The organism is Streptomyces sindenensis, from assembly GCF_014649035.1.
GTDB classification, from domain to species: Bacteria; Actinomycetota; Actinomycetes; order Streptomycetales; family Streptomycetaceae; genus Streptomyces; species Streptomyces sindenensis.
This window is the reverse complement of record NZ_BMSG01000001.1, coordinates 412,155-438,098: the sequence shown is the minus strand read 5'-3', so window position 1 is coordinate 438,098 and position 25,944 is coordinate 412,155. Positions and strand designations below refer to the sequence as shown.

General features: G+C 72.2%; 25 protein-coding genes. 8 read left to right on the top strand and 17 right to left on the bottom strand.

Annotated elements, in window-relative coordinates; genetic code table 11:
- Positions 1-58: 58 nt before the first annotated feature.
- On the bottom strand, positions 59-3,397 hold the full coding sequence (locus tag IE145_RS01950) for a S8 family peptidase (RefSeq protein WP_444545669.1): 3,339 nt from the start codon (positions 3,395-3,397) through the stop codon (positions 59-61).
- Between the two features lie 198 nt (positions 3,398-3,595).
- On the opposite strand from IE145_RS01950, the gene IE145_RS01945 reads away from it, so the two are divergent.
- Complete coding sequence (locus IE145_RS01945; protein WP_189518183.1) at positions 3,596-3,967, top strand: STAS domain-containing protein; 372 nt, start codon at positions 3,596-3,598, stop codon at positions 3,965-3,967.
- Positions 3,968-4,069: 102 nt separating this feature from the next.
- On the opposite strand, the gene IE145_RS01940 is transcribed toward IE145_RS01945, so the two are convergent.
- From IE145_RS01940 to IE145_RS01930, 3 genes are all read right to left on the bottom strand, one after another.
- On the bottom strand, positions 4,070-5,116 hold the full coding sequence (locus tag IE145_RS01940) for a sigma-70 family RNA polymerase sigma factor (RefSeq protein ID WP_189518181.1): 1,047 nt from the start codon (positions 5,114-5,116) through the stop codon (positions 4,070-4,072).
- 196 nt (positions 5,117-5,312) lie between these two features.
- Positions 5,313-6,029: a L,D-transpeptidase family protein gene (locus tag IE145_RS01935; protein WP_189518180.1), complete on the bottom strand. Its 717-nt coding sequence runs from the start codon at positions 6,027-6,029 to the stop codon at positions 5,313-5,315.
- 165 nt (positions 6,030-6,194) lie between these two features.
- Positions 6,195-7,508 carry an MFS transporter gene (locus IE145_RS01930; RefSeq protein ID WP_189518179.1) on the bottom strand — a complete coding sequence of 438 codons (1,314 nt, stop codon included), beginning with the start codon at positions 7,506-7,508 and terminating at the stop codon, positions 6,195-6,197.
- Positions 7,509-7,570: 62 nt separating this feature from the next.
- On the opposite strand from IE145_RS01930, the gene IE145_RS01925 reads away from it, so the two are divergent.
- A complete protein-coding gene (locus IE145_RS01925; protein WP_189518178.1) occupies positions 7,571-8,524 on the top strand; it encodes a LysR family transcriptional regulator in 954 nt (317 codons plus the stop codon).
- Positions 8,525-8,570: 46 nt separating this feature from the next.
- Positions 8,571-9,314, top strand: coding sequence for a hypothetical protein (locus IE145_RS01920; protein WP_189518177.1), 744 nt, complete (start codon positions 8,571-8,573; stop codon positions 9,312-9,314).
- 24 nt (positions 9,315-9,338) lie between these two features.
- Here the strand turns inward: IE145_RS01920 and IE145_RS01915 are convergent, their stop codons facing one another.
- Positions 9,339-10,100 carry an alpha/beta hydrolase family protein gene (locus IE145_RS01915; protein WP_229825206.1) on the bottom strand — a complete coding sequence of 254 codons (762 nt, stop codon included), beginning with the start codon at positions 10,098-10,100 and terminating at the stop codon, positions 9,339-9,341.
- Positions 10,101-10,203: 103 nt separating this feature from the next.
- On the opposite strand from IE145_RS01915, the gene IE145_RS01910 reads away from it, so the two are divergent.
- Positions 10,204-11,358: an adenosine deaminase gene (locus tag IE145_RS01910; protein ID WP_189518176.1), complete on the top strand. Its 1,155-nt coding sequence runs from the start codon at positions 10,204-10,206 to the stop codon at positions 11,356-11,358.
- A gap of 135 nt (positions 11,359-11,493) precedes the next feature.
- Positions 11,494-11,793, top strand: a complete 300-nt coding sequence (locus IE145_RS01905; protein ID WP_010058552.1) for a hypothetical protein — start codon at positions 11,494-11,496, stop codon at positions 11,791-11,793.
- A 126-nt stretch (positions 11,794-11,919) separates the two neighbouring features.
- Here the strand turns inward: IE145_RS01905 and IE145_RS01900 are convergent, their stop codons facing one another.
- The 5 genes from IE145_RS01900 to afsQ1 all read right to left on the bottom strand — a co-directional run bounded on the left by IE145_RS01900 (position 11,920) and on the right by afsQ1 (position 15,741).
- Positions 11,920-12,126 (bottom strand): PspC domain-containing protein, encoded by a 207-nt coding sequence (locus tag IE145_RS01900; RefSeq protein ID WP_032783162.1) that lies wholly within the window; start codon positions 12,124-12,126, stop codon positions 11,920-11,922.
- A gap of 94 nt (positions 12,127-12,220) precedes the next feature.
- Positions 12,221-12,793: a VanZ family protein gene (locus IE145_RS01895; RefSeq protein WP_189518175.1), complete on the bottom strand. Its 573-nt coding sequence runs from the start codon at positions 12,791-12,793 to the stop codon at positions 12,221-12,223.
- Positions 12,794-12,902: 109 nt separating this feature from the next.
- Complete coding sequence (locus IE145_RS01890) at positions 12,903-13,541, bottom strand: GerMN domain-containing protein (RefSeq protein ID WP_189518173.1); 639 nt, start codon at positions 13,539-13,541, stop codon at positions 12,903-12,905.
- Entirely contained in the window at positions 13,538-15,067 is a 1,530-nt protein-coding gene (locus tag IE145_RS01885) for an ATP-binding protein (protein ID WP_189518171.1), read from the bottom strand. Before IE145_RS01885 ends, IE145_RS01890 begins: the two co-directional genes overlap by 4 nt.
- Positions 15,064-15,741: a two-component system response regulator AfsQ1 gene (gene afsQ1, locus IE145_RS01880; protein WP_006127084.1), complete on the bottom strand. Its 678-nt coding sequence runs from the start codon at positions 15,739-15,741 to the stop codon at positions 15,064-15,066. The genes IE145_RS01885 and afsQ1 overlap by 4 nt, the downstream gene beginning before the upstream one ends.
- 182 nt (positions 15,742-15,923) lie before the next feature.
- Here afsQ1 and IE145_RS01875 point away from each other — a divergent pair, with 182 nt between their 5' ends.
- Positions 15,924-16,715: a SigE family RNA polymerase sigma factor gene (locus tag IE145_RS01875; RefSeq protein ID WP_189518169.1), complete on the top strand. Its 792-nt coding sequence runs from the start codon at positions 15,924-15,926 to the stop codon at positions 16,713-16,715.
- A gap of 333 nt (positions 16,716-17,048) precedes the next feature.
- Here IE145_RS01875 and IE145_RS01870 read toward each other — a convergent pair whose 3' ends face one another.
- Complete coding sequence (locus IE145_RS01870) at positions 17,049-17,756, bottom strand: uridine kinase (protein ID WP_189518167.1); 708 nt, start codon at positions 17,754-17,756, stop codon at positions 17,049-17,051.
- A 62-nt stretch (positions 17,757-17,818) separates the two neighbouring features.
- Here IE145_RS01870 and IE145_RS01865 point away from each other — a divergent pair, with 62 nt between their 5' ends.
- Entirely contained in the window at positions 17,819-18,238 is a 420-nt protein-coding gene (locus tag IE145_RS01865) for a hypothetical protein (RefSeq protein WP_189518165.1), read from the top strand.
- 93 nt (positions 18,239-18,331) lie between these two features.
- Here the strand turns inward: IE145_RS01865 and IE145_RS01860 are convergent, their stop codons facing one another.
- From IE145_RS01860 to deoC, 3 genes are read right to left on the bottom strand one after another with little or no spacing between them, the layout of a single operon-like run.
- On the bottom strand, positions 18,332-19,273 hold the full coding sequence (locus tag IE145_RS01860; protein ID WP_189518163.1) for an aldehyde dehydrogenase family protein: 942 nt from the start codon (positions 19,271-19,273) through the stop codon (positions 18,332-18,334).
- A complete protein-coding gene (locus IE145_RS01855; RefSeq protein WP_189518161.1) occupies positions 19,266-20,702 on the bottom strand; it encodes an aldehyde dehydrogenase family protein in 1,437 nt (478 codons plus the stop codon). Before IE145_RS01855 ends, IE145_RS01860 begins: the two co-directional genes overlap by 8 nt.
- Before the next feature lie 5 nt (positions 20,703-20,707).
- Complete coding sequence (gene deoC, locus IE145_RS01850) at positions 20,708-21,694, bottom strand: deoxyribose-phosphate aldolase (protein WP_229825251.1); 987 nt, start codon at positions 21,692-21,694, stop codon at positions 20,708-20,710.
- Between the two features lie 134 nt (positions 21,695-21,828).
- Here deoC and IE145_RS01845 point away from each other — a divergent pair, with 134 nt between their 5' ends.
- The gene (locus IE145_RS01845; RefSeq protein WP_189518159.1) at positions 21,829-22,467 is read left to right on the top strand and encodes a PH domain-containing protein; all 639 of its coding nucleotides are present in this window, start codon (positions 21,829-21,831) and stop codon (positions 22,465-22,467) included.
- A 74-nt stretch (positions 22,468-22,541) separates the two neighbouring features.
- On the opposite strand, the gene IE145_RS01840 is transcribed toward IE145_RS01845, so the two are convergent.
- From IE145_RS01840 to IE145_RS01830, 3 genes are all read right to left on the bottom strand, one after another.
- Complete coding sequence (locus IE145_RS01840) at positions 22,542-24,182, bottom strand: phospho-sugar mutase (RefSeq protein ID WP_189518157.1); 1,641 nt, start codon at positions 24,180-24,182, stop codon at positions 22,542-22,544.
- A 343-nt stretch (positions 24,183-24,525) separates the two neighbouring features.
- Positions 24,526-25,350: a purine-nucleoside phosphorylase gene (locus IE145_RS01835; RefSeq protein ID WP_032763617.1), complete on the bottom strand. Its 825-nt coding sequence runs from the start codon at positions 25,348-25,350 to the stop codon at positions 24,526-24,528.
- Positions 25,351-25,466: 116 nt separating this feature from the next.
- Complete coding sequence (locus tag IE145_RS01830; protein WP_006127099.1) at positions 25,467-25,904, bottom strand: gamma-glutamylcyclotransferase family protein; 438 nt, start codon at positions 25,902-25,904, stop codon at positions 25,467-25,469.
- Positions 25,905-25,944 lie beyond the last annotated feature (40 nt).

The window sequence follows — 25,944 nt, the reverse complement described above, 5'->3', positions numbered from 1 at the left end:
GAGGGGATCCGTGCGGCGGGCCGCCGTTGTGCAGGGGTGAACTACCCTTTGCGCCCTCTCACTTGCCCAGGTACGCGCTGTAGATCCGCACCGACGAGGTGTTGCCCTTCTTGTCGGTGACCTTGGCGGCGAAGGAGATCGCCTTGTTCTTCGCCGGGTTCTTGACGGTGATCTTCCCCTTCTTCACCGTGACCTTCTTCCAGGTCTTGCCGCCGTTGTAACTGACGTACGTCTTCAGCGACTTCAGGTTCTTGCCGGCGGCCGCGCCGTGCACCTTCACCGGCACCGCGACGGTCTTGCCCGCCTTGACCCGGCCGTCGGCGCCCACGGCCGGGGTGAACCGGACGGTGGAGACGGGCAGCATCGTGAGCGCGGTCTTCTTCGAGCGGAACGTCCAGGCCGCGTCCACCCGGGTGGAGAGTGGGCTGACCTTCGCGCTGTGCCTGACCGTGGTCGTCAGCTTGTAGTCGGCCGCGCCCGCCGGGACCTTGAAGGACTCGTAGCCGGTCACCGGGTCGGCGTTCTGGCCGAGCTTCTTGCCGTTGCGGTAGAGGACGGTCCTGGCCGAGGTGAACACCATCCCGCCCGCGTTGCCCTGACCGTCGGCCAGGAGCGGGAGGGAACCGGTGATTTCGTTGCCCTCACGGACGACGCCGTGGTCCTTGCCGACCAGCGGGCCGAACACTCCGGTGTTCACGGACCTCGTGTACGTCTTGCCCGCCTTGTACGACGCCTCCTTGCCGACCCGGTAGTCGGCCTCGTACGTCGCCCAGCCGTCCTGGTCGACCGGGCCCCGCTGGCTGAACTCCAGGCCCCAGCGCACCTTGTCCGTGGTCGAGAGGTACAGCGTGCGGGTGCCGGGCAGCTTCTGCTCGACCGCCGTGGACCAGCCGCCGCCCGATGTGGGCAGGACGCCCAGGGCGGAGACCGAGCCCTTCTTCTTCGGTGCGGCCGAGCCCATGGCGACCTTCACCTTCGCCAGCTGGGCGGTGGTGAACGTCCGCTCGTATCCGGTCGCGAGCTTCTTCACCGCACCGCCGACCGCGATGTCGTACTCGGTCGACGCGCCCCTGGTCCAGGTGCCCGACCAGTGCTGGGCGAGGGAACCGTCGGTGACCTGCGGGCCCACGTGGAGCGTGCGGATGCCGGCCGGCGACTCCATCACCCAGCCGAAGGAGACCGCGTCGTTCGCCTCCTCCACCACATAGTCCGGGGAGAACAGCTCACCCTTCGCCTTCGCGTCCGGCACCGCGACCTTCACCGGCTTCGCCTTGCGGGCGTCGAACGTCAGCGAGGTGTTCTTGGTGACCGCGACCTTGGGCTGCGCGATCCAGTCGGCGCCCTTGGTGACGTCGTCCGGGTCCTTGTACACCGTGGAGTTGGCCACGTACGTGCCCTTGGGCACCCGGATCTTCGCCGTACCGTCGACGACCCGCGGGCTCAGGAACGGGGAGCCGGAATCCATGCCGAAGCGGAAGAGCGTGCTGTCCACGTGCGCGGCGGGACGGCCGTCCCGCCCGAGGTGCTTGATGGAGACGTCGTAGCTCTCGGCCTCACGCTCGACCGCGGCGGCCGTGCGCACGGTCTGCCCGCCACCGGTGGCCACCAGATACGCGGAGTACGTGCCGTCGACGGTGCCGCCGAGCCGGGTGTCGGAGGTCAGCGTGACCTCCGCCGTGCCGCCCGCCGGAACGGTCACCCTGTCCGCGCCGACCGTGAAGAAGCCGGCCGGAGCGGGCTTGCCCTTCGGGTTGGTGCCCGTCGCCTTCAGATCGAGGGTGACATCGCTCGTGCCGAGGTTGCGGTAGGTGACCTTCTCGGTGGCGGGCTTGTCGTCGGCGTGCGGCCACTGCTGCACCCCGAAGCTCACCGAGACCGGTTCGGCGATCACGGTCTGGGCGATCGCACGGTCCACCGCGATCCGGCCGGAGCCCTGCTGGAACGGGTTGTACGCACCGGGCTTCGTGGACGCGGTCAGCGCGCCCTTCAGCTCGGAGAACTTCCAGTCGGGGTGCTGCTGCTTGAGCAGCGCGGCCGCGCCCGCGACGTGCGGGGTGGCCATCGACGTACCCGAGATCGTGGCGTAACCGGCGGGCTTCTCGCCCACCTCCTGGGCGATCAGCGAACCCGGCGGGATGGCCGCCGTGGTGTCCACGCCGGGGGCCGTCACGTCCGGCTTGATCGCGCCGTCGCCGATGCGCGGGCCGCGGCTGGAGAAGCCCGCCAGCCTGTCCCGGTCGTCGACCGCGCCCACGGTCAGCGCGGCGTCCGCGCTGCCGGGCGAGCCGACCGTGCCCGCCCCGTCGCCGTCGTTGCCCGCGGCGACGGCGAACAGCACGCCCTTCTCGGCCGACAGCTTGTCGACCGCGGCCTCCAGCGGGTCCACCTCGGGGGTGTCCATGCCGCCGAGGCTCAGGTTGACGATGTCGGCACCCTGGGCGACCGCCCACTCCATACCGGCCAGGATGCCGGAGTCCTCGCCGTAACCCTCGTCGTCCAGCACCTTGCCCGAGAGCAGCTTGGCGTCCGGGGCCACGCCCTTGAGCGCGCCGCCCGACTTCGCGCCGGTGCCTGCCGCGATCGACGCGACGTGCGTTCCGTGGCCGACCCGGTCCTTGGTGTCCTTGGCGGCGCTGAAGTTCTTCTCCGCCAGGATCTGGCCCTTGAGGTCGGGGTGGCTGGAGTCCGTCCCGGTGTCCAGGACCGCGATCTTGACGCCCTTGCCGGTGAACCCGGCCTTCCAGGCCGCCGGGGTGCCGATCTGCGGGACGCTCTTGTCGAGGCTCGCCTTCCGTACGCCGTCCAGCCATACCCGGTCGATACCGGCGGCGGTCGTCACCTGGCTGCCCTCGGCGCGACGCTCGGTGAGCGCCTTCCAGATCTCCGGCGCGTCGGTCGTCGGCGTCGTCACCGACTCGGCGTTCAGCGACTTCAGGCTCCGGCCGACCTCGGTGGAGCCCGCGTCGCGGACCTGCGCCTTCGCGGCGGTGGCCTGCTTGCCCCGGTAGCCGACGATCAGCTTCAGACCGTCCCTCTGGGCCCGGAGGTTCTCCGGACGGCTCAGCTCGGTGACGTCGAAGAGCCGGCGGTCCAGTTTGCCGGAGACGATCAGCCGGTGGGCGTCGGCCGGGATGACGAGGGTGTGGCCCCGGTGGCTCATCCGCTGGACCGGGATGTTCTCCCGGCCCTTCGCGGGCCGGAAGGCGACCGGCCTGCCCTCGGCGTCCACGGTGACCCGGTCACCGGTGACAAGGGTCAGCTGACGCATCTCCCGGCCCTCGGTGCGGGCGCCGGACGCCCCCTTCGGGTCCGGCTGGGCGACGGCGGTCTGGGTCATGCCCGCCGCCAGTGCCACGGCCACCGCCGCGGCGACCGCCGGTATGCACGCGTTTCTCACGTGTCTGCGCAACTCTCCCCCTGGAGAACTCGATGGTTCTTCACGCCGTCGGCCCGCAGACACACAGGAATGACGGCTGCGGCCGCCGGTTCACCGAACTAGAGGGAAGGCCGGGCGCGTTGGTTCACAGAATCCGCACAGAAAGCCGGAGATGACGCAAAAAAGCCCCCGCACGAGAGCCTCGTCGGGGACGGGCCGATGATTTTCGCCCGCCGGTGCGGTCTGCCTGGTGTGGATGCCGAAAATCCGATCGCCCTGACCGTGACCGGCCGGGTCAGCCGTGCCGTCGTACCCGACCTCTGCGCCGAGCTGGAGCGCGCCCTCGCCGGTCCGTGCGGCGCCGCCCTCGCCCCGGGCGACGCCGTGGACTGCGATGTGGGCGGGGTGATCCGGCCGGATCTGACCGCCGTCGAGGCGGTGGCCCGGCTGGGGCTCGTCGCCCGCCGGGCCGGACACACCCTGCGGCTGCGCCGCGTGCCCCCCGAACTCCGGGCGCTGCTGGACCTGGTGGGGCTGGCCGATGTGGTGGCACTGGAGGAGGGGCCGGAGGAACGCGTGCCGGGTCTCTGACGACGTACGCGGGTGGTCTGACGTACGCGGGTGGGGAGGCGGGCGCGTCCGGCGCCCGCCTCCCCACCCGCCCGTCCAGGCCCTCTACGCCCTCTACGCCCTCTACGCGTCCGCCGGGAGCCGGTCCGGCAGACCGAACAGCGGGAACCAGCGCGGGACGTCCAGGAAGCAGTGCATCCCGGTGATCGCCCCGTCCTGGATGTCGATGACCTGGACCGCCCACGGGACGAACCCGGACCCGTCCTCGGCGGGCTTGTAGTGCGCGAAGCCGGGGGACCCGTTGGCCGAGACGGGCACCAGCTTCGAGCCCGCGCAGGCCGCGCCGATCGAGGTCATGAAACCCGTGATGTCCCCGGTGCCCCGGAGCCACAGGTCGAACGGCGGCATCGTCATCACCGCGTCCTCGTGGAGCAGCGCCGTCAGGGCGGCCATGTCATAGCCCTCGAACGCCTTCACATAGCGCTCCAGGAGCTTCTGCTGCTCCTCGTCGAGCGGGTCCGCCGCATCGCCCGCCCGGCCCTCCGTCTCGGTCAGCGTCGCGCGGGCCCGCTGCAGGGCGCTGTTGACCGAGGCCACGGAGGTCTCCAGCAGCTCGGCGACCTCGGCGGCCTTCCAGGCGAGCACCTCGCGCAGGATCAGCACGGCCCGCTGCTTGGGCGGCAGGTGCTGGAGGGCGGCGACGAACGCCAGGCGCACCGACTCGCGCGCCACGGCCGCCTCCGCCGGATCCTGGACCGACGGCAGGACGCGCCCGTCGGGCATCGGCTCCAGCCAGACGTTCTCCGGGCGGGGGCTCAGCGCGGCCTGGGCGAGCGGTGTCGGGCCGGTCAGATCGACCGGGCGGGCCCGCTTGTTGCCCGCGTTCAGCATGTCCAGGCAGACGTTGGTCGCGATCCGGTAGAGCCAGGAGCGCAGGGAGGAGCGGCCCTCGAACTTGTCGAAGTTGCGCCAGGCCCGGACCAGGGTGTCCTGCACCGCGTCCTCGGCCTCGAAGGCGGATCCGAGCATCCGGTAGCAGTAGCCGGTCAGCTCGACCCGGTGCCCTTCCAGACGGCTGTCGATCCCGGCGGCATCCGGCTTCCCGGCGGCATCCGGCTTCCCGGTGTCCGCCGCCGCTCCCGCGGCCGTCGTCGTGGTCAGATCGCTCATCGCTCCACCCCTGTCGCGCGCCCTCGCGCTGTGGCATCCGTCACCCGGTACGTCGGAAGCTACCGCAGGCCACTGACAGTCGGGGCGGAAAAGCGGACAAGGGGTGCCGGAGGCCGTGGCTCCGGCCACGATCCGTCCGGCACCCCTCAGGAGCCCGTCGGTCCGGCATCCCCCGGGATGCGGCTCAGCGCCTCGCTCAGGTCCCGGGCTTGCGCCCGTACACGTACACGTCGTCGCCGTTCTTCAGCAGTTTCCAGTATGCCTTCGCGTCGGCCGGCCGCATGTTGACGCAGCCGCCGGAGCCCGGCGGGTTGTACATGGACTTGGTGACCGAGTGGAACGCCTGGCCGCCGTCGAAGAACTGGGAGTACGGCATCCAGACCTTGTAGATGGTCGACCAGTGCTTGATGTTGCGCCAGTAGATCTTCTTGGCCCCGGTCCGGGTCTCCGCGCCGTCCCGGCCGGTCCGCACCGGCACCGGACCGTACTTCAGCTTCTTGCCGTCCTGGATCCAGCTGAGCTGCCGGGTCAGGTCGACACAGGCGATGCGGCCCTTGTTGGTGGGGCACTTCTTCGCCTTGTTGGGGTTCTTCCCGGCCGCCTTCTGGGCGAGCATCGTGTTCATCGTGCGCCAGGTCAGCGGGCCGGCGTAACCGATGGTGGGGGTGATCCCGTGCTTCTTCTGGAACTTCTGGGTCGCCTTGCAGTCGGCCGTCGACTGCTTGCCGTCCACGGGCCGCTTGAGGAACTTCTCGACCTGCTTCTGGTAGGGGCCCACCGACTTCGTGCAGGACGCCGCGTGGGCGGCGGTGCCGCTGCCCAGGACCAGGGCCGGAGCGGCCACCAGTCCGGCGACGGACAGCGCCACCCCGCGTCGCAGCCGTCTGCCGGATGTCTTCGCCATGTCTCCCATGCGGCAACTCCCCTTCGCCCACAGTGGTTTGGTGGTTACGCCTGGTAGACGTGCGAAGGGGTGCGGTGGTTGCGCGCCGGTATGTCTCGGTTGCGTCCCGGTCCGGCATGGCCGGGATGACGGGCTCCGGTCCGAGAGGCGCGTCCGGGGCACCCGGAAAGCCGCTCAGCGGGTCGCCGGAACCAGCGCCCGCCGCTCCGCCCGCGCCACCCGGGTCCCGTACAGGGTGATCGAGACGACACCGAGGACCGCGAGCAGACCCAGAGCCACCGTCGCCGCCCAGCCCCCGGCGTGGAAGGCGACCGCGCCCAGCGTGCCGCCCGCGCTGGAGCCCAGGTAGTACGCCGACTGGTAGAGCGCCGACGCCTGCGCCCGGCCCTCCGTCGCCGTCCGGCTCACCGACGACGAGGCGACCGCGTGCCCGGCGAAGAAGCCGGCCGTGATCAGTACCAGGCCCAGCAGCACGGCGGCCAGGTGGTCGGCCAGCGAGAGCAGCAGTCCGGCCGTCGTGGTGGAGACCGCCAGGTAGAGCGCGCCCCGGCGGCCGAGGCGGGCCACCAGACGTCCGGCGGCGGCGGAGGAGACCGTCCCCACCAGGTAGACGAGGAAGATCGATCCGATGACGCCCTGCGGCAGGCCGAACGGCTCGTCGGCCAGCCGGTAGCCGATCACCGTGTAGACCGCGCCGAACACCGTCATGAACAGCGCGCCGATCGCGTACAGCCGGACCAGCAGCGGGTTGCCCAGGTGGGTGGCGACGGTCTTCGCCAGCGCCTTCGGGTTCAGCGAACCGGGGCGGAAGTTACGGGCCTTGGGGATCAGGAAGTGGAAGACGACCGCGCACGCCAGCGCGAGCAGCCCGACCGCCGCGAGCGCGGCGCGCCAGCCCCAGGCCTGGGCGACCCAGCCGGTGAGGATACGGCCGCTCATCCCGCCGATGCTGTTGCCCGCCACGAACAGCCCGATCGCGGCGATCAGCGCCTTGGGCCGCACCTCCTCCGCGAGGTACGCCATCGCGGAGGCCGGAAGCCCGGCCAGCGCCGCCCCCTGGACGGCGCGCAGCGCGATCAGCGCGCCCATCGACGGGGCGAACGGCACCAGCAGCCCGACCAGCACCGCGATCGCCAGCGCCGCCGTCATCATCTGCCGCCGCCCGAACCGCTCCGAGAGCGCGCTCAGCGGCAGGACGAACAGGGCCAGGGCCCCGGTCGCCGCCGAGACCGTCCAGCTCGCCTGGCCGGCGGTGGCGCCGAACGACGCGGAGACGGCGGGCAGCAGGGCCTGGGTGGAGTAGAGGAGGGCGAACGCCGCGACACCGGCGGCGAAGAGGGCGAAGCTCATCCGGCGGTAGCCGGGGCGGCCGGGCTCCAGGCGCTCATGGGTGGCGGCGGCCGGCGCGGCGGCGGTGGTGGTGACGGGGGACGACGGGGCAGAGGCACCCACCACGACGGTGGATGCCCCGGTATCGGCGGGAGGCATACGGCGAAAGTAGACCCGCCCGTTTCATGCGTCCAATGCACGAAACTGCGATAATCAATCCCATGGCGCATGAACGCAGCTCAGGGCCTCGGCTGTCACCCAGCAGTTACGAAGAAGACATCCGGGCCGTGCTCGCACCCCGCCTCGCGTACTTCGAAGCGGTCGCCCGGCACGAGCATGTGACCCGCGCCGCACACGAACTGGGCGTCCCGCAGTCCACGCTCTCCCGGGCCATGGTCCGGCTCGAAGCGGACCTGGGCGTCGCCCTGTTCGCCCGCAAGGGCCGCACCGTCTCGCTCACCCCGGCGGGCCGCACCTTCCTCGGCTCGGCCGAACGCGCCCTGGCGGAGGTGGAGAAGGCCGCCGACTCGGTCCGGGCGGACGCCGACCCGACGGCGGGCCGGGTCTCCTTCGGCTTCCTGCACACCATGGGCTCCGAGACCGTGCCCGCCCTGATCCGCGCCTTCCGGGTCGACCACCCCGGGGTCCGCTTCCAGCTCGTGCAGAACTACGGCGAAGCGATGATCGAACGGCTCCGCGCGGGCGGCCTCGACCTCTGCCTCACCTCACCCGTGCCCGACGCCCCCGATCTGGTCACCCGTCGGCTCGACGAACAGCGGCTGCGCCTGGTGGTCCCGGACGACCACCGGCTCGCCGCCCGCCGCCGGATCCGCCTCGCGGAGGCCGCCGACGAGACGTTCGTGACGCTGGAGCCGGGTTACGGGCTGCGCCGGATCACCGACGACCTCTGCGCGGAGGCGGGCTTCACGCCGCGCGTCGCCTTCGAGGGCGAGGAGGCGGAGACCCTGCGCGGGCTGGTCGCGGCCGGGCTCGGGGTGGCGCTCCTGCCGCCGCCCGCGGTCGCCCGCCCCGGGGTCGTCGAGCTGACGGTGACGGCCCCGCGTGCGGCCCGCGAGATCGGCGTCGCCTGGCTGGACGGACACCCCGACACCCCGCCGGTCGCCGCCTTCAAGCGCTTCCTGCTCTCGCGGCGGGGGAACCTGCTGCCGGACTGACGGAGCCGGGCGAGGCCGAGGGGAACAGGCGAGCGAGAATGGTCCGGTGAACCGTGCCTCCGCTCCCTGGCCGCAGCCGCCCGGGCTCCCGACCCTGAAGGGCGTCATCTTCGCGTCCGTGGTCGGCTCGGTGCTGGTGCTCGCCGCCGCCGTCCTGTTCGCGCTGCTGCCCGGGGTGCTCTCCGAGGCCGCCGACTTCCGGGCGGCGCGGCCGTGCGCGGAGGTCTCCGCGCCCGAGAGCGGCGACTGCCTCTCCGAGTGGCCCGCCACCGTCGTCTCCAAGGAGACCGGCCGGAAGGACAAGGCCGTCACCCACTGGGTCACGGTCGATCTCGGCCCCGAGGAACCGTCGTTCCGGATACGGATGCGGGGCGACGGTCCGGTGTGGAGGGACCTCGCGCCCGGCGACCGGGTCACCGTGTTCGCCTGGCGCGACCTGGTGTGGCAGGTCGGCAGCGGCGAGGCGCGCCAGGACACCGTCGAGACGCCGGACCGCGAGCCCACCGTCCGACTGGCCGTGGGGCTCGCCCTGTTGATCGTCGGGTCCGTCTTCCTGCGGGGTGCGGGATGGCTGCACCGCCGCCGTGCCGTCCGCGCCACGGACGCCCCCACGGCTCAGGTCGTCGTGGTGATGGCGGCGACCCTGCTGGCGGTCGGCCTGGCCGTCGCCGCCGCCGTCACGACGGACACCGTGTGGCTCGCCCTGCTGCTCGCCGCCGCCGGGTGCGCGGCCGTATGGGCGGCCACGGCCCAGTTGCTGCGGGGTCTCGCGCGGCGGCGAACGGCCTGACGCCGACTCCGCCCCGGCGCCCCCTCAGTGCCGCAGCGACCGGCCGAACCCGGCGGCCAGCGGCATCCGCAGCCCCAGCGGCGGCGGGGCGGCGAGCGCGTCCGCGACCGGGCGGGCGTAGGGCCGGGCGAAGAGCGAACCCCCGACGAAGTCAGCGGCCAGCGCCACCACTTCGGAACGGTGCTGACGCAGCGCGTGCCCGTCCGAGTGGACTTCGAAGCGGCAGGTGTCCCGGTTGGCCTTCTTCACCCGCTCGGCCAGCCGGTAGGACAGTTCGGGGTCGGTGCGCTCGTCGTTGGTGCCGTGCACGATCAGCACGCGCCGCCCCATCAACTGCTTCACCGGTTCCGGATCGGCCGCCGTCCGCTCCGGCAGCCACGGCGCCATCGCCAGGACGGAGGTGACCGCACCGTGCCCGGCGGCCCGCAACGCGGCCCGCCCGCCCATGCCGTGGCCGACCAGGCAGACCGGGACGTCACCGTAGAGCCGCTGGACCTCGTCGGCCGCCCACGCGGCGTCCTCGGCGGGATGGGCGTCGTCCGCGTTCCAGCCGCGGCAGCGGTAGCGCAGCACGTGCACCGTGAGCCCGTCGCCCTGCCCGGCGCGGGCCAGGGCGCGGGCGAACGGCAGTTGTGCGGCGTACGAGAGGGGGGAGGGGCGGCGGCGCGAGTCGGCCTCGCCGTCCGGGAGCAGCACAACCACGCCGCTGACCTCGTCGGTTGCTCCGGCCGTCTGTACGGCCCGTCCCAGCCTGGCTGCGGGCAGGGGGAGTGCGCGCTGTCCCATGACAGAACAGTCTCAGAAGAGCGGGTGTACTCCACCCGACTTTCCGGTCACTGTTACGCATCGACAACCAGCGCTCTACGCGCGTAGGCGCTAGAGTGCGAAGATGACGAGCCAGACCCCGAATGTCCCTGATTCCGACCAGATCCGGCGCGCCCCCAAGGTGCTGCTCCACGACCACCTCGACGGCGGCCTGCGGCCGGGCACCATCGTCGAGCTGGCCCGCGCGCAGGGTTACGACTCCCTCCCCGAGACCGAGCCCGACAAGCTCGGCATCTGGTTCCGCGAGGCCGCCGACTCCGGTTCGCTGCCCCGGTATCTGGAGACCTTCGCCCACACCTGCGCCGTCATGCAGACCCGTGACGCCCTGTTCCGGGTGGCCGCCGAGTGCGCCGAGGACCTCGCCGAGGACGGTGTCGTCTACGCCGAGATCCGCTACGCCCCCGAGCAGCACCTGGAAGGCGGCCTGAGCCTCGAAGAGGTCGTCGAGGCCGTCAACGAGGGCTTCCGCGAGGGCGAGCGCATCGCCCGCGCCAACGGCCACCGCATCCGGGTCGGCGCCCTCCTCACCGCGATGCGGCACGCCGCCCGCGCCCTGGAGATCGCCGAGCTGGCCAACAGCTACCGCGACCAGGGCGTCGTCGGCTTCGACATCGCGGGCGCCGAGGCCGGCTTCCCGCCCACCCGCCACCTCGACGCCTTCGAGTACCTCAAGCGCGAGAACAACCACTTCACGATCCACGCGGGCGAGGCCTTCGGCCTGCCGTCGATCTGGCAGGCCCTCCAGTGGTGCGGTGCCGACCGGCTCGGCCACGGGGTGCGGATCATCGACGACATCGAGGTCGCCGAGGACGGCTCGGTCTCGCTCGGCCGCCTCGCCTCCTACGTACGGGACAAGCGCATCCCGCTGGAGATGTGCCCGACCTCCAACCTCCAGACCGGCGCCGCCGACTCGTACGCCGGGCACCCGATCGGACTGCTGCGCAAGCTGCACTTCCGCATCACGGTGAACACGGACAACCGGCTGATGAGCGGGACCAGCATGAGCCAGGAATTCGAGCGGCTGACCGAGACCTTCGGATACACGCTCGACGACATGCAGTGGTTCACAGTCAATGCGATGAAATCAGCTTTCATTCCTTTCGACGAACGTCTCGCGATGATCTCTGACGTCATCAAGCCCGGATACGCCGAGCTGAAGTCGGAGTGGCTTTTCCGTCAGACCGCTGTGACCAGCAGCTCTACGGTCTCCGGAGGCTGACGGGCGCACCGGGGGAAAGGGTCGGGAAGCGGATTCCCGGCCCTTTTTTCGCGTGTCGGGATGTTTGCGGAGGGGGCTGGGGGATGGCTAGTTTGCAGAGCCGCTCACATCCCCTTCCCCAAGGATGAATTCTCCATGAAGAAGTCTGCCAAGACTCTCGGTGTCGCCGCTCTCGGTGCCGCTTTCGCCGCTGCCGCCGCCGGCAGCGCCTCCGCCGCCCCCGCGCTGCCGCTGGACGCCGCGGCCGGGGCGCTCCCCGTCTCGACGATGGCGCTGGACACCGTCGCGCAGTCGGTCCAGAACGCGCCGGTCCAGGACACCGTCGGCAAGGTCCTCGGCGGCCAGGCCACCGACGCGGCCGCCCCGGTCACCGGTCTGCTCGGCGGACTGCCCACCCAGGGCCTCACCGCCAACGGGATCCCGCTCGGCGGCTGACCCGCCCCCCGCGCGCCGGCGATCCGGCGCGCACCCGCACATGCCGGTGGGGCGCACACCCTGGACCAGGGTGTGCGCCCCACCGCGCGTTCTTCTCCGCCTTCTCGCTCCCCGTGGTCCGGCGCGTCACCAGGCCGTCGCGGAGGAGGCGGACTTCTCCGAGGGCAGCAGCAGCCACAGCGCCAGGTAGAGCAGGAACTGCGGACCGGGCAGCAGGCAGGAGACGACGAAGATCACGCGCATCGTGCTCGCCGACATACCGAAGCGCCGGGCGAGGCCCGCGCACACTCCGCCGATCATGCGGCCTTCGCGGGGGCGGACAAGTGCGGCCATGGTGGGCTCCTTCGCGAACCGTTGCGGCAGGAGCAGCTTTCTCTGCTCCCCGATGTATCCATGGTGCCGCCGCGAAGGGGGACAAAGCATCGCTCTACGGGGCGAGGCCGACCCCGGTAATCGTCGGGGTCGACCCCTGAGGGGCCTCGTCCCTGAGTCGGGTCTCGTGACGGAAGTACGGCAGGTCCCGGACCCCCGGCAGCCCCCGGCGGCGCAGCCGCGCCCGGCACAGCGGCACGACCAGCAGATGGGCGAGGGCCACCCCGGTGGTGTTCAGCAGCAGCGAGTCGACGTCGACGACCTGCCCCGGAACCCCGGTCTGCCCCAGCTCGATGGCCAGCGAGATCAGCGCCCCGGCGGTGACGGTACGCAGCAGGGAGACCCAGGGGGAGACGAAGATCCGGCCCCCGGCCATCGGCAGCAGCACCCCGAGCGGGGCCAGCAGCAGCAGCGCCCCGCCGATCCGGCGGGCCGCCTCGGCCGGTCCCAGCGCGAGGTCCGCCCTGATCCCCGCGAGCGGCTCGAAATTCGCCGCCGTGATCCAGGGGACGTCCAGCGGGCGCAGCGTCAGCCACCCGACGAACAGGAGGTGTGCGATCAGGAGAGTGATGCCCGCCGCGCGGAAGTGGATGACGGTCTGGCCGTCCGAACTGTGACGCACGCCCACCAAGACGCCGCGACCGGCAGGATCGGTTCCGTACGGCCGGGGCCGGCCGCGTACAAACGCCCCCGCGCGCCCCGCCCGGTGCCGCTCGCCCCGCCCCTCCCGGCCCGCGTCAGTCCAGCCCGAGGGCGTCCGGCGTGGCCGGATCCCCCGGCCGGGACTTCGTCTGCGAGGTGCACAGATAGCCGCGCGGCGGGTAGTCACCGGGCCCGCCGAGCACCACCGAGCCGTCCCGGACCAGCGCGTCGCTCTCCGTGTACGTGCACACCAGCTGGGCCAGCGCTTCCGCCGACAGGTCCTCCGGCTGACTGCTCAGCCGCAGGGTGCCCGCCGGATCGCCGTCCCGGGACGGATCCACCCGGAGCCCCGCCGGAACCGCCGTGGTGAACCCGGCCCGCCGCTCGCCCGCGGACGGTGCCCGCTGGACCTCCTGCAGCAGCGCGCGGGCCACCTCCACCGGCTCGGCGCCGATCGCGTCCGCCGGCATCGGGCGGTCCACGGTGACCAGCTGCGAGGCGCACAGCAGATACACCTCGGCGCTCACACTGTCCGGCGACCGGGTGGTCACGTCCGACGCGGAGAGCCGGCACGGCACCCGGGAGGGCGCCGCCCCCGCGTCCACCGGCACCGAGGTCGTCCGGATCCCGCACCCGGAGACCAGCGCCGCGACCGCCAGCAGGCCGGCCAAGGAGACGGCCGACCGGCCTCGCAGGGCGCCCCGCCTCCGGTCTGTGACATCGCCGCGCCTCACGTCGCCCCGTCCTCGCCCGGGGCGTCCTCGCCCGGTTCGTCGTTCCGTACGATCCGCTCGGCGTCACGCGGCAGCCGCAGGGTGAACACGGCACCGCCGTCCGGGGAGTTCGCCGCCGAGATGTCACCGCCGTGGATGTGCGCGTTCTCCACGGCGATGGAGAGGCCGAGCCCGCTGCCCTCCGACCGCGGGCGGGAGGCGCTCGCCTTGTAGAACCGGTCGAAGACGTGCGGCAGCACCTCCTCGGGGATCCCCGGACCGTGGTCCCGTACCTCGATGACCAGCTCCTCGCCCTCGGTCCGCACCCGCACGCCCACCGGCGAACCGCCGTGCTTGAGGGCGTTGCCGATCAGATTGGCCAGGATCACGTCCAGCCGGCGCGGATCGAGCCGGGCCATCGTGCCGCGCTCCGCGTCCAGGTGCACCGCGTCCAGCCAGGCCCGCGCGTCGATGCACGCGGTCACCTGGTCGGCCACGTCGACGTCGTCCAGGACGAGCCGGGCCGTGCCCGCGTCGAAGCGGGTCACCTCCATCAGGTTCTCCACCAGGTCGTTCAGCCGCCGGGTCTCGCTGACCACCAGATGCACGGCGGGCGCGATCATCGGATCGAGGGCGTCCGCCTCGTCCTCCAGCACCTCGGCCACGGCGGTGATCGCGGTCAGCGGCGTACGCAGCTCGTGCGACATGTCGGCGACGAACCGGCGGCTCGCCTCCTCCCGCGCGCTCATGTCCGCGACCTTCTTCTCCAGCGAGCTCGCCGTCCGGTTGAACGTACGGGAGAGATCGGCCAGTTCGTCCGTGCCGGAGACCACGAGCCGGGTGTCGAGCTTGCCCTCACCGAGCTTGCGGGCCGCGTCGCCGAGCCGCTGCACCGGGCGCAGCACCGTCGTCGCGGCCGCCTGCGCGAGCAGCGCCGAGCCGACCAGCGCGAGGGCGGTGGCGATCCCCAGCGACCAGGCCAGCGAGTTGAGGTCCTGCCGCTCCTGGTCGAGGGACTTGAGCATGTAGCCGGTCGGGCCGCCGCCGATGATCCGCGTACCGGCGACGAGATACGGGGTGCCCGCGATGCTCGTACGCTGCCAGAACAGGTGGTACTCGTGCTCGTTGCTCGACGACAGCGGCTGCTTGCGGGCCACCTGCTCCTGCAACGACTCCGGCACGTGGGCGCGGGTGAAGGTGTCCAGGTCGGAGTAGCCCACGATCGGCTTTCCGCGCTCCCGCTCGGCCTCCAGCAGCACGCTGTAGCCCAGGCTGCTGGACGCCATCCCCCCGGCCGCCCGCTGGAGATCGTCCTTGGTGGGCCGCGTCGGCAGCGCCGCCGCCGTCTCCTGCATCTGCCGCCGGAAGTCGTCGAGCGCGGTGTCCTGCGTACGGGTCAGCACGGCCTCGCGGTTGAGCCAGTACGCGATCCCCGAGGCGGACACCGCGGCCACCAGCGCCACCAGGGCGAACACCACGACGAGCCGCAGCCGCAGACTGGTCCAGCGCAGCCCCGCACGCAGGGACCGCTTGGCGGTCTCGATCACTGAGGCGAGTCCAGCCGGTAACCCACGCCCCGCACCGTACGGATCAGGGTCGGCGAGGACGGGACGTCCTCCACCTTCGCGCGCAGCCGCTGCACACAGGCGTCCACCAGCCGGGAGTCGCCCAGGTAGTCGTGCTCCCACACCAGCCGCAGCAACTGCTGCCGGGACAGGGCCTGGCCGGGCCGGCGGCTCAGCTCCAGCAGGAGCCGCAGCTCGGTCGGTGTGAGCTGCAGATCCTCCCCGTCCTTGGTGACGGTCATGGCGGAGCGGTCGATCACCACGTTGCCGAAGGTCGCCGAGTCGGTCGACTCGCGCTCCCCGCGGCGCAGCACCGCCCGGATCCGGGCGTCGAGCACCCGGCCCTGGACGGGTTTCACCACATAGTCGTCCGCGCCGGACTCCAGTCCCACCACGACGTCGATGTCGTCGCTGCGCGCGGTCAGCAGAATGATCGGCAGTTGATCGGTGCGGCGGATCCGCCGGCACACCTCGAAACCGTCGATCCCGGGCAGCATCACATCCAGCACGACCAGGTCGGGCCGCTGCTCGCGCAGCAGCTCCAGGCCGTCCTCTCCCGTCGCCGCGGTGGCCACACGGTGGCCCTGGCGTGACAGCGAGAGTTCGAGGGCCGTGCGGATGGCGTCGTCGTCCTCGATCAGCAACAGGAAAGGCACGAGCGTCATTCTGGCCCATGGTGGCGCTTCAGTTCGACCTGTGGTCCCGTCCGATTGTCCGGGCACGGCCGCGACCGGCCCTGTGACAGGCCTGTGACAGTCGGGGGACAGCGCCATGAAACTGCCCCGGCAAGCTCATGGTCAGCAAGGAACGAACGGACTCCACCGATAGGGGGCGCGAGATGAACGCACTGCACAGCACCAGCTCAAGCGCAGTTGTCACGCGCCTCCACGACATCGGCCGGAGTGCGGAGAAGTCCGGCGCGACGAATGTGCGGGGGTGCGTTCGAAACGCCGGGCGTCAGTATCTGCCGTCGCAGTCGACCGCGGAGCAGCCGCGTCCGACGTATATGACGGTGGTCGACGCACCCACGGGGGATGTGGGGGGCAACGGGGGAAACGCGTACGGGAAGGCCACGGGGGACCGCACCGCGGGGGCGGAGAACGCGGACGCCGAAGCGGCGTTCACGGCCTACGTCCAGGAGCGACGGGCCTCCCTGTACGCGACCGCCTACCACCTGACCGGCGACCGCTTCGAGGCCGAGGATCTGCTCCAGAGCGCCCTGTTCTCCACGTACCGGGCCTGGGACCGGATCAGCGACAAGGCGGCCGTCGGCGGCTATCTGCGCCGCACCATGACCAACCTGCACATCAGCGCCTGGCGCAGGCGCAAGCTGAACGAATACCCGACCGAGGAGCTGCCGGAGACGGTGGGCGACACGGACGCGATGCGCGGCACGGAGCTGCGGGCGGTGCTGTGGCAGGCGCTCGCCAGGCTGCCCGAACTCCAGCGCACGATGCTGGTCCTGCGGTACTACGAGGGCCGCACCGACCCGGAGATCGCGTCCATCCTCGACATCAGTGTCGGCACGGTGAAGTCCAGCATCTGGCGCTCTTTGCGCCGGCTGCGCGAGGACGAGGTCCTCAGCTTCGGACGTGACGAGCAGGAGTCCTTCGGCGAGCTGGTGGCCTGAGGCAGGGCCCTCCGCTTCGGGGGAGGCGGGGGCCACGGGGGAGTACGGGGAAACACGGGGGAGCAGTAAAACGGGGACCGAGGGGACCCGGGGGAAAACGGGGGAGCACAGGAAAGGGCCCATCGCTTCGGGGGAGGCGCGGGCCACGGGGGAATCACAGCGGGGTCGTACGGGCCGGGGGGTCCTGTACGGCCCCGCTGGCATGTGGCGATGCCGGTCCGGGCTGCTTCTTGCCTCTGCGGCGATCGAGGAGCCGGGTCCGGGGCGGAGCCCCGGTGGCGGAAGGTGCGGGGCGGGGAGAAACCCCCACCACAGACGCCCCCCGCTCGCGGCCTACACCGTCCGTCCCGTCGGCGCCCCGCGCCGGCACCGCCCCGCCGCCGCGGCCGCGAACCGGCCCAGCGCCTCCTCCTTGCCGCACGGATACGCCCCCAGCGCCGTCTGACGGGCCACGATGCGCCGTTCGGCCCGCATCAGGCGCCAGCCGCGCCGCAGCAGGAACGGGACCGATTTGCGGCCCTCGCGCAGGTCCCGCAGCAGGCGTCGGCGGAACGTGGTCGACGGGCGGCCCCGCAGGCACAGTGCGTCGGCCAGCAGGCCCAGTTCCTGGCAGCGCTCGACGATGTCCGCCGCGAAGATGCCCTCCGCCACGAACAGCGGTGAGCGCTCGATGTGGAAGGTCTCGTGGCCCGTGCGCGAGCTGGTCGCGATGTCGTACACCGGAACGTCCGTACGGCCTCGCCGGCACAGCTCGGCGATCGCGGCCACCGCCGCGTCCGCGTCCCAGGACCCGGCGGAGTCCCAGTCGATGTCCGCGGAGCCGGGGACCCGGGGCAGCGTCGGGTCGTCGTACTCCTTGTAGAAGTCGTCCAGGCGCAGCACCGGGAGGCCGGTGCGGGCGGCCAGGACGGACTTGCCGGAGCCGGAGGGGCCCGCGAGCAGCACGACGCGGGTCGGGATCGGTTGGGAACTCACAGAACAGAAGTGTGAGGCATTGACCCGCGCAGGCGACCCCTCGGGTCTCCTGTTGGTATCCAGCATCACACCTCAACTACTCTGCGCGTACGGACGATTACCCGACCAGGCTCGATCAGGTGGAAAACATGGCACTTCATGCACGTAAGCCCGAACGGCGCGTCCTGCTGCGCGCCGGTCTGACCTTCACCGCGCTGGGGGCCGCGCTGGGGGCCGGTGCGGGCTCCGCACAGGCCGTCTCGCTGCCCCCGGCGGCCGAGGTCCCGGAGCAGGGCGTCTCCGCCCTCCAGGCGGTCGGTGAGACGGCCGCGCCCGCCGTGACCAGCGCGCTCGGGACCTCGCTGGCCAGCAGCGTCGCGCCGGTCACCGACCTTCAGCTGGACCCGCTGGCGGGGACCGGCGTGGACCCGCTGGACAACGCCGTCGGCACCCAGATCGCCGACTTCAAGCCGGTGACCACCGCCATCGTCACCGACCCGATCACCAGCGGCGGCGCGCTGAGCGATCTGCCCGTGGTGGGGTCGGTGACCAAGCTCGTCACCGGCTGACGAGCGGACACGGACGCGGACGCGGACACGGCGAACGGGGCCGCCCGGGGTGGTGGGGCGGCCCCGTCCGGGTGCCTCGCGGGCGGTCCCCGCTCAGTACGAAGAGCCCGCCGCTCCCAGCGCGCCCGTCGGGTGCCAGACCGTCTTGGTCTCCAGGAACGCCGTCAGGCGGTCCGTGCCGGGGGAGGCCGTCCAGTCCTCGGAGTCCGCCGCGCCGTCCGCGTCCACAGGCTGTGGGCGGCGTACGCGCTTGAGGTTGTCGGCCGCCGCGATCTCCAGCTCCTTCGCCAGCTCGGCGTCCGCGCCGGTCAGGTCGATCGCGTTGACGTCCTGGTGGGCGGCGAGGGGGGCCGCCAGCTCCGCCGTGACACCCGACAGGATGTTGACCACTCCGCCGGGGACGTCCGACGTGGCCAGCACCTCGCCCAGCGACAGGGCGGGCAGCGGGGCGTCCGACGAGGCGATGACGATCGCCGTGTTGCCGGTCGCGATCACCGGGGCGATCACCGAGACCAGGCCGAGGAGCGACGACTTCCGCGGGGCGAGGACCGCGACGACGCCCGTCGGCTCGGGGGTGGAGAGGTTGAAGAACGGGCCCGCGACTGGGTTGGCCCCGCCCGCGATCTGGCCGATCTTGTCGGTCCAGCCCGCGTACCAGACCCAGCGGTCGATCGCCGCGTCGACGACGGCCGCCGCCTTGGACTTCGACAGCCCCTCGGAGGCGGCCACTTCGCGGACGAACTGCTCCTTGCGGCCCTCCAGCATCTCCGCGACGCGGTAGAGGACCTGGCCCCGGTTGTACGCGGTCGCGCCCGACCAGCCGCCGAACGCCTTGCGCGCGGCCACGACCGCGTCGCGGGCGTCCTTGCGGGAGGACTTCGGCGCGTTGGCCAGCCATGCGCCCTTGGAGTCGGTCACCTCGTACACCCGGCCGCTCTCGGAGCGGGGGAACTTGCCCCCGACGTACAGCTTGTAGGTCTTGAAGACGCCAAGACGCCGCTCGGCGGAGCCGTTGATTGATTCGCGATCAGACATCGAGGTACGCCTCCAGGCCGTGGCGGCCGCCCTCGCGGCCGAAGCCCGACTCCTTGTAGCCGCCGAACGGCGACGTCGGGTCGAACTTGTTGAACGTGTTGGCCCAGACGACGCCCGCGCGGAGCTTGTCGGCGACCGCGAGGATGCGGGAGCCCTTCTCCGTCCAGATGCCGGCCGAGAGGCCGTACTGACTGTTGTTGGCCTTGGCGACGGCCTCGTCCGGGGTGCGGAACGAGAGCACGGAGAGCACCGGCCCGAAGATCTCGTCCCGGGCCACCGTGTGCGCCTGGGTGACGTTCGTGAAGAGCGTCGGGGCGAACCAGTAGCCGGAGGAGGGCAGTTCGCAGGGGGCGCTCCAGCGCTCCGCGCCCTCCGCCTCGCCGGTCTCGACCAGGGCGGTGATCCGGGCGAGTTGCTCGGCGGAGTTGATCGCGCCGATGTCGGTGTTCTTGTCCAGCGGGTCGCCGAGGCGGAGGGTCGAGAGACGGCGCTTGAGCGCGTCCAGGACCTCGTCCTGCACCGACTCCTGGACCAGCAGCCGGGAGCCCGCGCAGCAGACCTGGCCCTGGTTGAAGAAGATCCCGGTGACGATGCCCTCGACGGCCTGGTCGATCGGGGCGTCGTCGAACACGATGTTCGCGCCCTTGCCGCCCAGCTCCAGGGTGACCTTCTTGTCCGTACCCGCGACGGAGCGCGCGATGGCCTTGCCGACGGCGGTCGAACCGGTGAAGGCGACCTTGTTGACGTCCCCGTGCGTCACGAGGGCCTCGCCCGCGTCCCCGTAGCCCGTGAGGATGTTGACGACACCCTTCGGCAGCCCGGCCTGGCGGCAGATGTCCGCGAAGAAGAGCGCGCTCAGCGGGGTCGTCTCCGCGGGCTTCAGGACCACCGTGTTGCCCGTGGCGAGCGCCGGGGCGATCTTCCACGCGAGCATCAGCAGCGGGAAGTTCCACGGGATGACCTGGCCGGCCACACCCAGCGGGCGCGGGTTCGCCCCGTACCCCGCGTGGTCCAGCTTGTCGGCCCAGCCCGCGTAGTAGAAGAAGTGCGCGGCGACCAGCGGGAGGTCCGCGTCGCGGGTCTCCTTGATCGGCTTGCCGTTGTCGAGGGTCTCCAGGACGGCCAGCTCGCGGCTGCGCTCCTGGATGATCCGGGCGATCCGGAACAGGTACTTGGCGCGCTCGGAGCCGGGCAGCGCCGACCACTTCTCGAACGCCTTGCGGGCCGCCTTCACGGCCCGGTCCACGTCCGCAGCGCCCGCCCGGGCCACCTCGGAGAGGACCTCCTCGCTGCTCGGCGAGACGGTCTTGAAGACCTTGCCGTCGGCGGCCTCGGTGAACTCGCCGTCGATGAACAGCCCGTACGACGGGGCGATGTCGACGACGGAGCGGGACTCCGGCGCCGGTGCGTACTCGAATGCGGATGCCATGGCTATCAGTCCACCGTCACATAATCGGGGCCGGAGTAACGGCCGGTGCTGAGCTTCTGGCGCTGCATCAGCAGGTCGTTGAGCAGGCTGGAGGCGCCGAACCGGAACCAGTGCGGGTCCAGCCAGTCCTCGCCCGCGGTCTCGTTCACCAGGACCAGGAACTTCACCGCGTCCTTGGTGGTGCGGATGCCGCCGGCCGGCTTCACACCGATCTGTACGCCGGTGGCCGCCCGGAAGTCCCGGACCGCCTCCAGCATGAGGAGGGTGTTGGCGGGGGTGGCGTTGGTGGCCACCTTGCCGGTCGAGGTCTTGATGAAGTCCGCTCCCGCCAGCATCCCGATCCAGGACGCCCGGCGGATGTTGTCGTACGTGGACAGCTCGCCGGTCTCGAAGATCACCTTGAGGCGGGCGGGGCCGCACTCCGCCTTCACGGCGAGGATCTCCTCGTACACCTTCAGGAACCGGCCGGAGAGGAACGCCCCCCGGTCGATCACCATGTCGATCTCGTCGGCCCCGGCCGCCACGGCGTCGCGGACGTCCGCGAGCTTGACGTCCAGCGCGGCCCGGCCCGCCGGGAAGGCGGTCGCCACGGACGCCACCTTCACGCCGGAACCGGCCAGCGCGGCGGCGGCGGTGGAGGCCATGTCGGGGTAGACGCAGACGGCCGCGGTGCGCGGGGTCGTGCGGTCGGTCGGGTCGGGGTTGACGGCCTTGGCGGCGAGAGCCCGGACCTTGCCCGGGGTGTCCGCGCCTTCCAGCGTCGTCAGGTCGATCATCGAGATGGCGAGATCGATGGCGTACGCCTTGGCCGTCGTCTTGATCGAGCGGGTTCCGAGGGAGGCGGCGCGCGCTTCGAGGCCGACGGCGTCGACGCCGGGCAGCCCGAACAGGAAGCGGCGCAGCGCACTGTCGGACGCCGTCGCGTCGGAGAGCGGGGCACCTCCTTGCTCGAACGCAGTTGAGAGCTTGGGGGAGGGAGCAGTGGTGGGCATGGTCACCACATGAGCATATCTACGCGCGTAGCGACCTGTACAGGGGGCCGGGCCGTCCGCGCGATCCGGCGCGGGTGCGCGAGCGCGGGCGGGCGCACCGCCGGGCCGGACGCCCATCGGGCAGAATCGGCTCCATGACGAGCCCCACACCACCCGCAGAGCCGCCCCACGCCGACCGGACCTACCGTTCCGTGGCCGCGCTGGTCTGCGGGTCGCTGCTGCTCCTGCTGATCGCCTGGATGGGCGGGGACGCCATGATCCGGGGCGAGGGGCGTACGCCGTGGCTCGCGCTGGCCGCGCTGCTCCTCGTGGTGCCGCTGGTCGTGGCGTTCACCCTGCGGCCCGCCGTCTTCGCGAACGACGAGCGCATCCGGGTCCGCAACCCGTTCCGGACGATCCGGCTCCCCTGGACCGAGGTCGCCGACGTACGGGCCTCGTACTCCTCCGAGCTGCTCGCCCAGGACGGCACGAAGTACCAGCTGTGGGCGATCCCCGTCTCCCTGCGCGCCCGCAAGCGCGCGGCGCGCACGGCGGCCCGCGCGGCGCACGACGACCCCTACGGCCGTACGTCGGTCAGCGCCGACGTACGCGACTCCGCCGGGCGCACCGCCTCCGCCGACCAGACCGTCCGCGATCTGCGGGACATCGCCGAGCGGGCCGGTGACACGACCCCCGAGGGCGCGGACCGGGGCTCGGTGCGCTGGGCGTACGAGGTGATCGCCCCGGCCGTCGCGGGGGCCGTGCTGCTGGTGGTGCTGGTGGCGGTGGGCTGAGGCCGACGCCGTGTGACGCCGAAGGGCCGGTACCCCGGGCGGGGTACCGGCCCTTTCGGCCTGGCGGCGGACCGTCAGATGCCCGCTGCCGCCGCCAGGTCCCGCTTGATCCCGGCGAGCAGTTCAGCCCCCCGGGCCCGCGCGGCGGGCAGCCCGGCCGGGGCCGCCACCGGGACGACGACCTCCAGGTAGCACTTGAGCTTCGGCTCGGTGCCGCTCGGGCGGACGATCACCCGGGCCCCCTCCAAGCGGTAGCGCAGCCCGTCGGTGGGCGGCAGCTTGTCCGTGCCCCGCGACAGGTCCTCGGCCGAGGTGACCGCGAGGCCGGCCAGGGCGGTCGGGGGCTGCTCGCGGAGCCGGGCCATGGCGTCCGCGATGACCGACAGGTCCTCCACCCGCACCGAGAGCTGGTCGGTGGCGTGCAGGCCGTGGGCGAGCGCCAGATCGTCCAGCAGGTCCAGCAGCGTACGGCCCTGCTCCTTGAGTACGGAGGCGAGCTCGGCGACGAGCAGGGCGGCGGTGATGCCGTCCTTGTCGCGGACGCCCTCGGGGTCGACGCAGTAGCCGAGCGCCTCCTCGTAGCCGTACCGCAGGCCGTCCACCCGGGCGATCCACTTGAAGCCCGTCAGCGTCTCCTCGTAACCCAGGCCCGCCTTCTCGGCGATCCGGCCCAGCAGCGACGACGACACGATCGACTCGGCGAACACGCCGGTGGCGCCCCGCTCCACCAGGTGCGCGGCGAGCAGCGCGCCCACCTCGTCGCCGCGCAGCATCCGCCAGCCGCCCTCGACGGAGGGGTCGGGCACGGCGACGGCGCAGCGGTCCGCGTCCGGGTCGTTGGCGATGATCAGGTCCGGCGCCGCCCGGCGCGCCGTGGCGAAGGCGAGATCCATCGCGCCGGGCTCTTCCGGGTTCGGGAAGGCGACGGTGGGGAAGGCGGGGTCGGGCTCGGCCTGCTCGGCGACGAGGACCGGCTCCGGGAAACCGGCTCGCGCGAACGCGGCGGTCAGCACGGAGGTGCCGACGCCGTGCATCGCCGTGTAGACGGTGCGTGCGGTACGGGGGCTGCCGGCGGACAGGACCGCGTCCGTACGGGCGAGGTAGGCGTCCAGGACCTCCTCGCCGAGGGTCTCCCAGCCGTCCTCGGGGCGGACCACGCCGTCCAGCGGGCCGACCGCGGCGATGGCGGCCGCGATCTCGGCGTCGGCGGGCGGCACGATCTGCGAGCCGTCGCCCAGGTAGACCTTGTAGCCGTTGTCGCGCGGCGGGTTGTGGCTGGCGGTGACCTCGACGCCCGCGACGGCGCCCAGGTGCCTTATGGCGTACGCCAGTACGGGGGTGGGGAGCGGGCGGGGCAGCACGGCGGCGCGGAGTCCGGCGCCGGTCATCACGGCGGCGGTGTCGCGCGCGAAGTCCGCCGACTTGTAGCGGGCGTCGTAGCCGATGACGACGAGCCCGCCCTCCTGCCCCTGGGCCTTCAGGTAGGCGGCGAGGCCCGCCGCCGCCCGGATCACCACGGACCGGTTCATCCGCATGGGGCCGGCCCCGAGCTCGCCGCGCAGTCCGGCGGTGCCGAACTGGAGCGTGCCCGCGAAGCGGGCGGCGAGCTCCTGGGTGTCGCCCGCCTCGATCAGCGCGGCCAGTTCGTCGCGCGTCTCGGGGTCGGGGTCCTCGGCCAGCCAGGTACTGGCCTGCGCGATGAGGTCGTGCTGCACGGGGGCCGCCTTTCGGGGGTGTGCGGAGGTTGGTGCGGGCGGGTGGTGGTGGGGCGGTGCGGGCGGGATGCCGGGGCTCCACCCCGGGCCCCGCTCCTCAACCGCCGGAGGGGCTGGAAGTGGGCCCGGTCCTCCAGTGCGGGAGGGACGGAGACGAGCCGGTCCTCCACTCGGGAACCGGCTGGTCCTCCACGCGGGAACCGGATCCTCCAGGGGAACCGGCCCTCCACGCGGGAACCGGATCCTCCACGCGGGAAGGGGTCCTCCACGCGGGAAGGGGCGGAGGCGGAAAGCGCCGGGCAACCCGGAAAGCGCCGGGCGGCCCGGAAAGCCGGGCTCGGCCTCAGATGCGCTCCAGCACCCTCGCCAGCAGCGCGCCCATCCGGGTGGCCGAGTCGCGGCCGGCCTGGAGGACCTCCTCGTGGTTGAGGGGTTCTCCGGAGAGGCCCGCCGCCAGGTTGGTGACCAGGGAGAGGCCGAGCACCTCGGCGCCCGCCTCGCGGGCCGCGATGGCCTCCAGGACCGTGGACATGCCCACCAGGTCGCCGCCCATGACCCGGACCATGTTGATCTCGGCCGGGGTCTCGTAGTGCGGGCCGGGGAACTGGACGTACACGCCCTCTTCGAGGGTGTCGTCGATCTCCTTGCACAGCGCGCGCAGCCGCGGGGAGTACAGGTCGGTCAGGTCGACGAAGTTGGCGCCGATGATCGGCGAGGCGGCCGTCAGGTTGATGTGGTCGCTGATCAGGACCGGCTGGCCCGGGCGCATGCCCTCGCGCAGACCGCCGCAGCCGTTCGTCAGGACGACGGTCTTGCAGCCCGCGGCCACCGCCGTACGGACCCCGTGGGCGACGGCGGCGACGCCCCGGCCCTCGTAGAAGTGCGTGCGGCCGAGGAAGACCAGCGCGCGCTTCTCGCCGATCCGGTACGAGCGGACCGTGCCGCCGTGGCCCTCGACGGCGGGCGCCGGGAAGCCGGGCAGCTCGGTCACGGGGAACTCGGCCTCCGGGACGCCGAGTGCCTCGCCCGCGGGCGCCCAGCCGGAGCCCATGACCAGGGCGACGTCATGGGTCTCGGCGCCGGTCAGCTCGCGCAGGCGGGCGGCGGCCCCGGCGGCGGCCGCCTGCGGGTCGCCCTGGATGTTGTCCGGAATAACAGATGCGTTCACGCGGACGAGCGTAACCGCTGAATCCCTACGCGCGTAGATGCACCGGCGCAAAGATGCCCACGAGGTGTTTGTGTTTTTGTACGAAGAGGGCGGGGCCGGAGGTGCGTTCGCCCTGGTCAGCAGGGGCGCTTGCGCAGTTCCATCACATAGTCGTGCGGGGCGCCCGCGGACTCGGCCGCGTCCGCGATCTCGCCCAGATAGCGCGCCGAGGGCAGCCCGCCCTCGTACCCGTTCAGCACGTAGATCCAGGCCGGCTCCTCGCCGTCCAGGGTGTGCACCCGGATGCGCATGCGGCGGTAGATGTCGAGCCCGACGCCCTCCCAGCGGTCCATGGAGTCCTCGTCCATCGGCGCCAGGTCGTACAGCGCGACGAAGACCTGGGAGCGCGGCGCCTCCACCACGGTGGCGAGCGCCCCCTCCCAGCCCATCTGCTCCCCGCCGAAGGTCAGCCGCCAGCCGTTGAGCCAGCCGGTGCTGCGCATCGGGGAATGCGGGGCGCGGCGGGTCATCAGCCGCGCGTCGAGGTTGCCGGCGTACGCGGCGTAGAGCGACATGGGTCCGAGGGTACGGGAGGTGGCGGCGGGAGCGGCGGTT

Coding starts and splice junctions, on each gene's coding strand:
- IE145_RS01860 (WP_189518163.1), bottom strand. CDS start 19,273: ATGTCTGATCGCGAATCAATCAACGGCTCCGCCGAGCGGCGTCTTGGC.
- IE145_RS01830 (WP_006127099.1), bottom strand. CDS start 25,904: ATGTCGCTCTACGCCGCGTACGCCGGCAACCTCGACGCGCGGCTGATG.
- IE145_RS01925 (WP_189518178.1), top strand. CDS start 7,571: ATGGCGCATGAACGCAGCTCAGGGCCTCGGCTGTCACCCAGCAGTTAC.
- IE145_RS01910 (WP_189518176.1), top strand. CDS start 10,204: ATGACGAGCCAGACCCCGAATGTCCCTGATTCCGACCAGATCCGGCGC.
- IE145_RS01900 (WP_032783162.1), bottom strand. CDS start 12,126: ATGGCCGCACTTGTCCGCCCCCGCGAAGGCCGCATGATCGGCGGAGTG.
- IE145_RS01940 (WP_189518181.1), bottom strand. CDS start 5,116: ATGAGCGATCTGACCACGACGACGGCCGCGGGAGCGGCGGCGGACACC.
- IE145_RS01865 (WP_189518165.1), top strand. CDS start 17,819: ATGGCACTTCATGCACGTAAGCCCGAACGGCGCGTCCTGCTGCGCGCC.
- IE145_RS01905 (WP_010058552.1), top strand. CDS start 11,494: ATGAAGAAGTCTGCCAAGACTCTCGGTGTCGCCGCTCTCGGTGCCGCT.
- IE145_RS01870 (WP_189518167.1), bottom strand. CDS start 17,756: ATGCTGGATACCAACAGGAGACCCGAGGGGTCGCCTGCGCGGGTCAAT.
- IE145_RS01930 (WP_189518179.1), bottom strand. CDS start 7,508: ATGCCTCCCGCCGATACCGGGGCATCCACCGTCGTGGTGGGTGCCTCT.
- IE145_RS01915 (WP_229825206.1), bottom strand. CDS start 10,100: ATGGGACAGCGCGCACTCCCCCTGCCCGCAGCCAGGCTGGGACGGGCC.
- deoC (WP_229825251.1), bottom strand. CDS start 21,694: ATGCCCACCACTGCTCCCTCCCCCAAGCTCTCAACTGCGTTCGAGCAA.
- IE145_RS01935 (WP_189518180.1), bottom strand. CDS start 6,029: ATGGGAGACATGGCGAAGACATCCGGCAGACGGCTGCGACGCGGGGTG.
- IE145_RS01945 (WP_189518183.1), top strand. CDS start 3,596: ATGATTTTCGCCCGCCGGTGCGGTCTGCCTGGTGTGGATGCCGAAAAT.
- IE145_RS01855 (WP_189518161.1), bottom strand. CDS start 20,702: ATGGCATCCGCATTCGAGTACGCACCGGCGCCGGAGTCCCGCTCCGTC.
- IE145_RS01875 (WP_189518169.1), top strand. CDS start 15,924: ATGAACGCACTGCACAGCACCAGCTCAAGCGCAGTTGTCACGCGCCTC.
- IE145_RS01845 (WP_189518159.1), top strand. CDS start 21,829: ATGACGAGCCCCACACCACCCGCAGAGCCGCCCCACGCCGACCGGACC.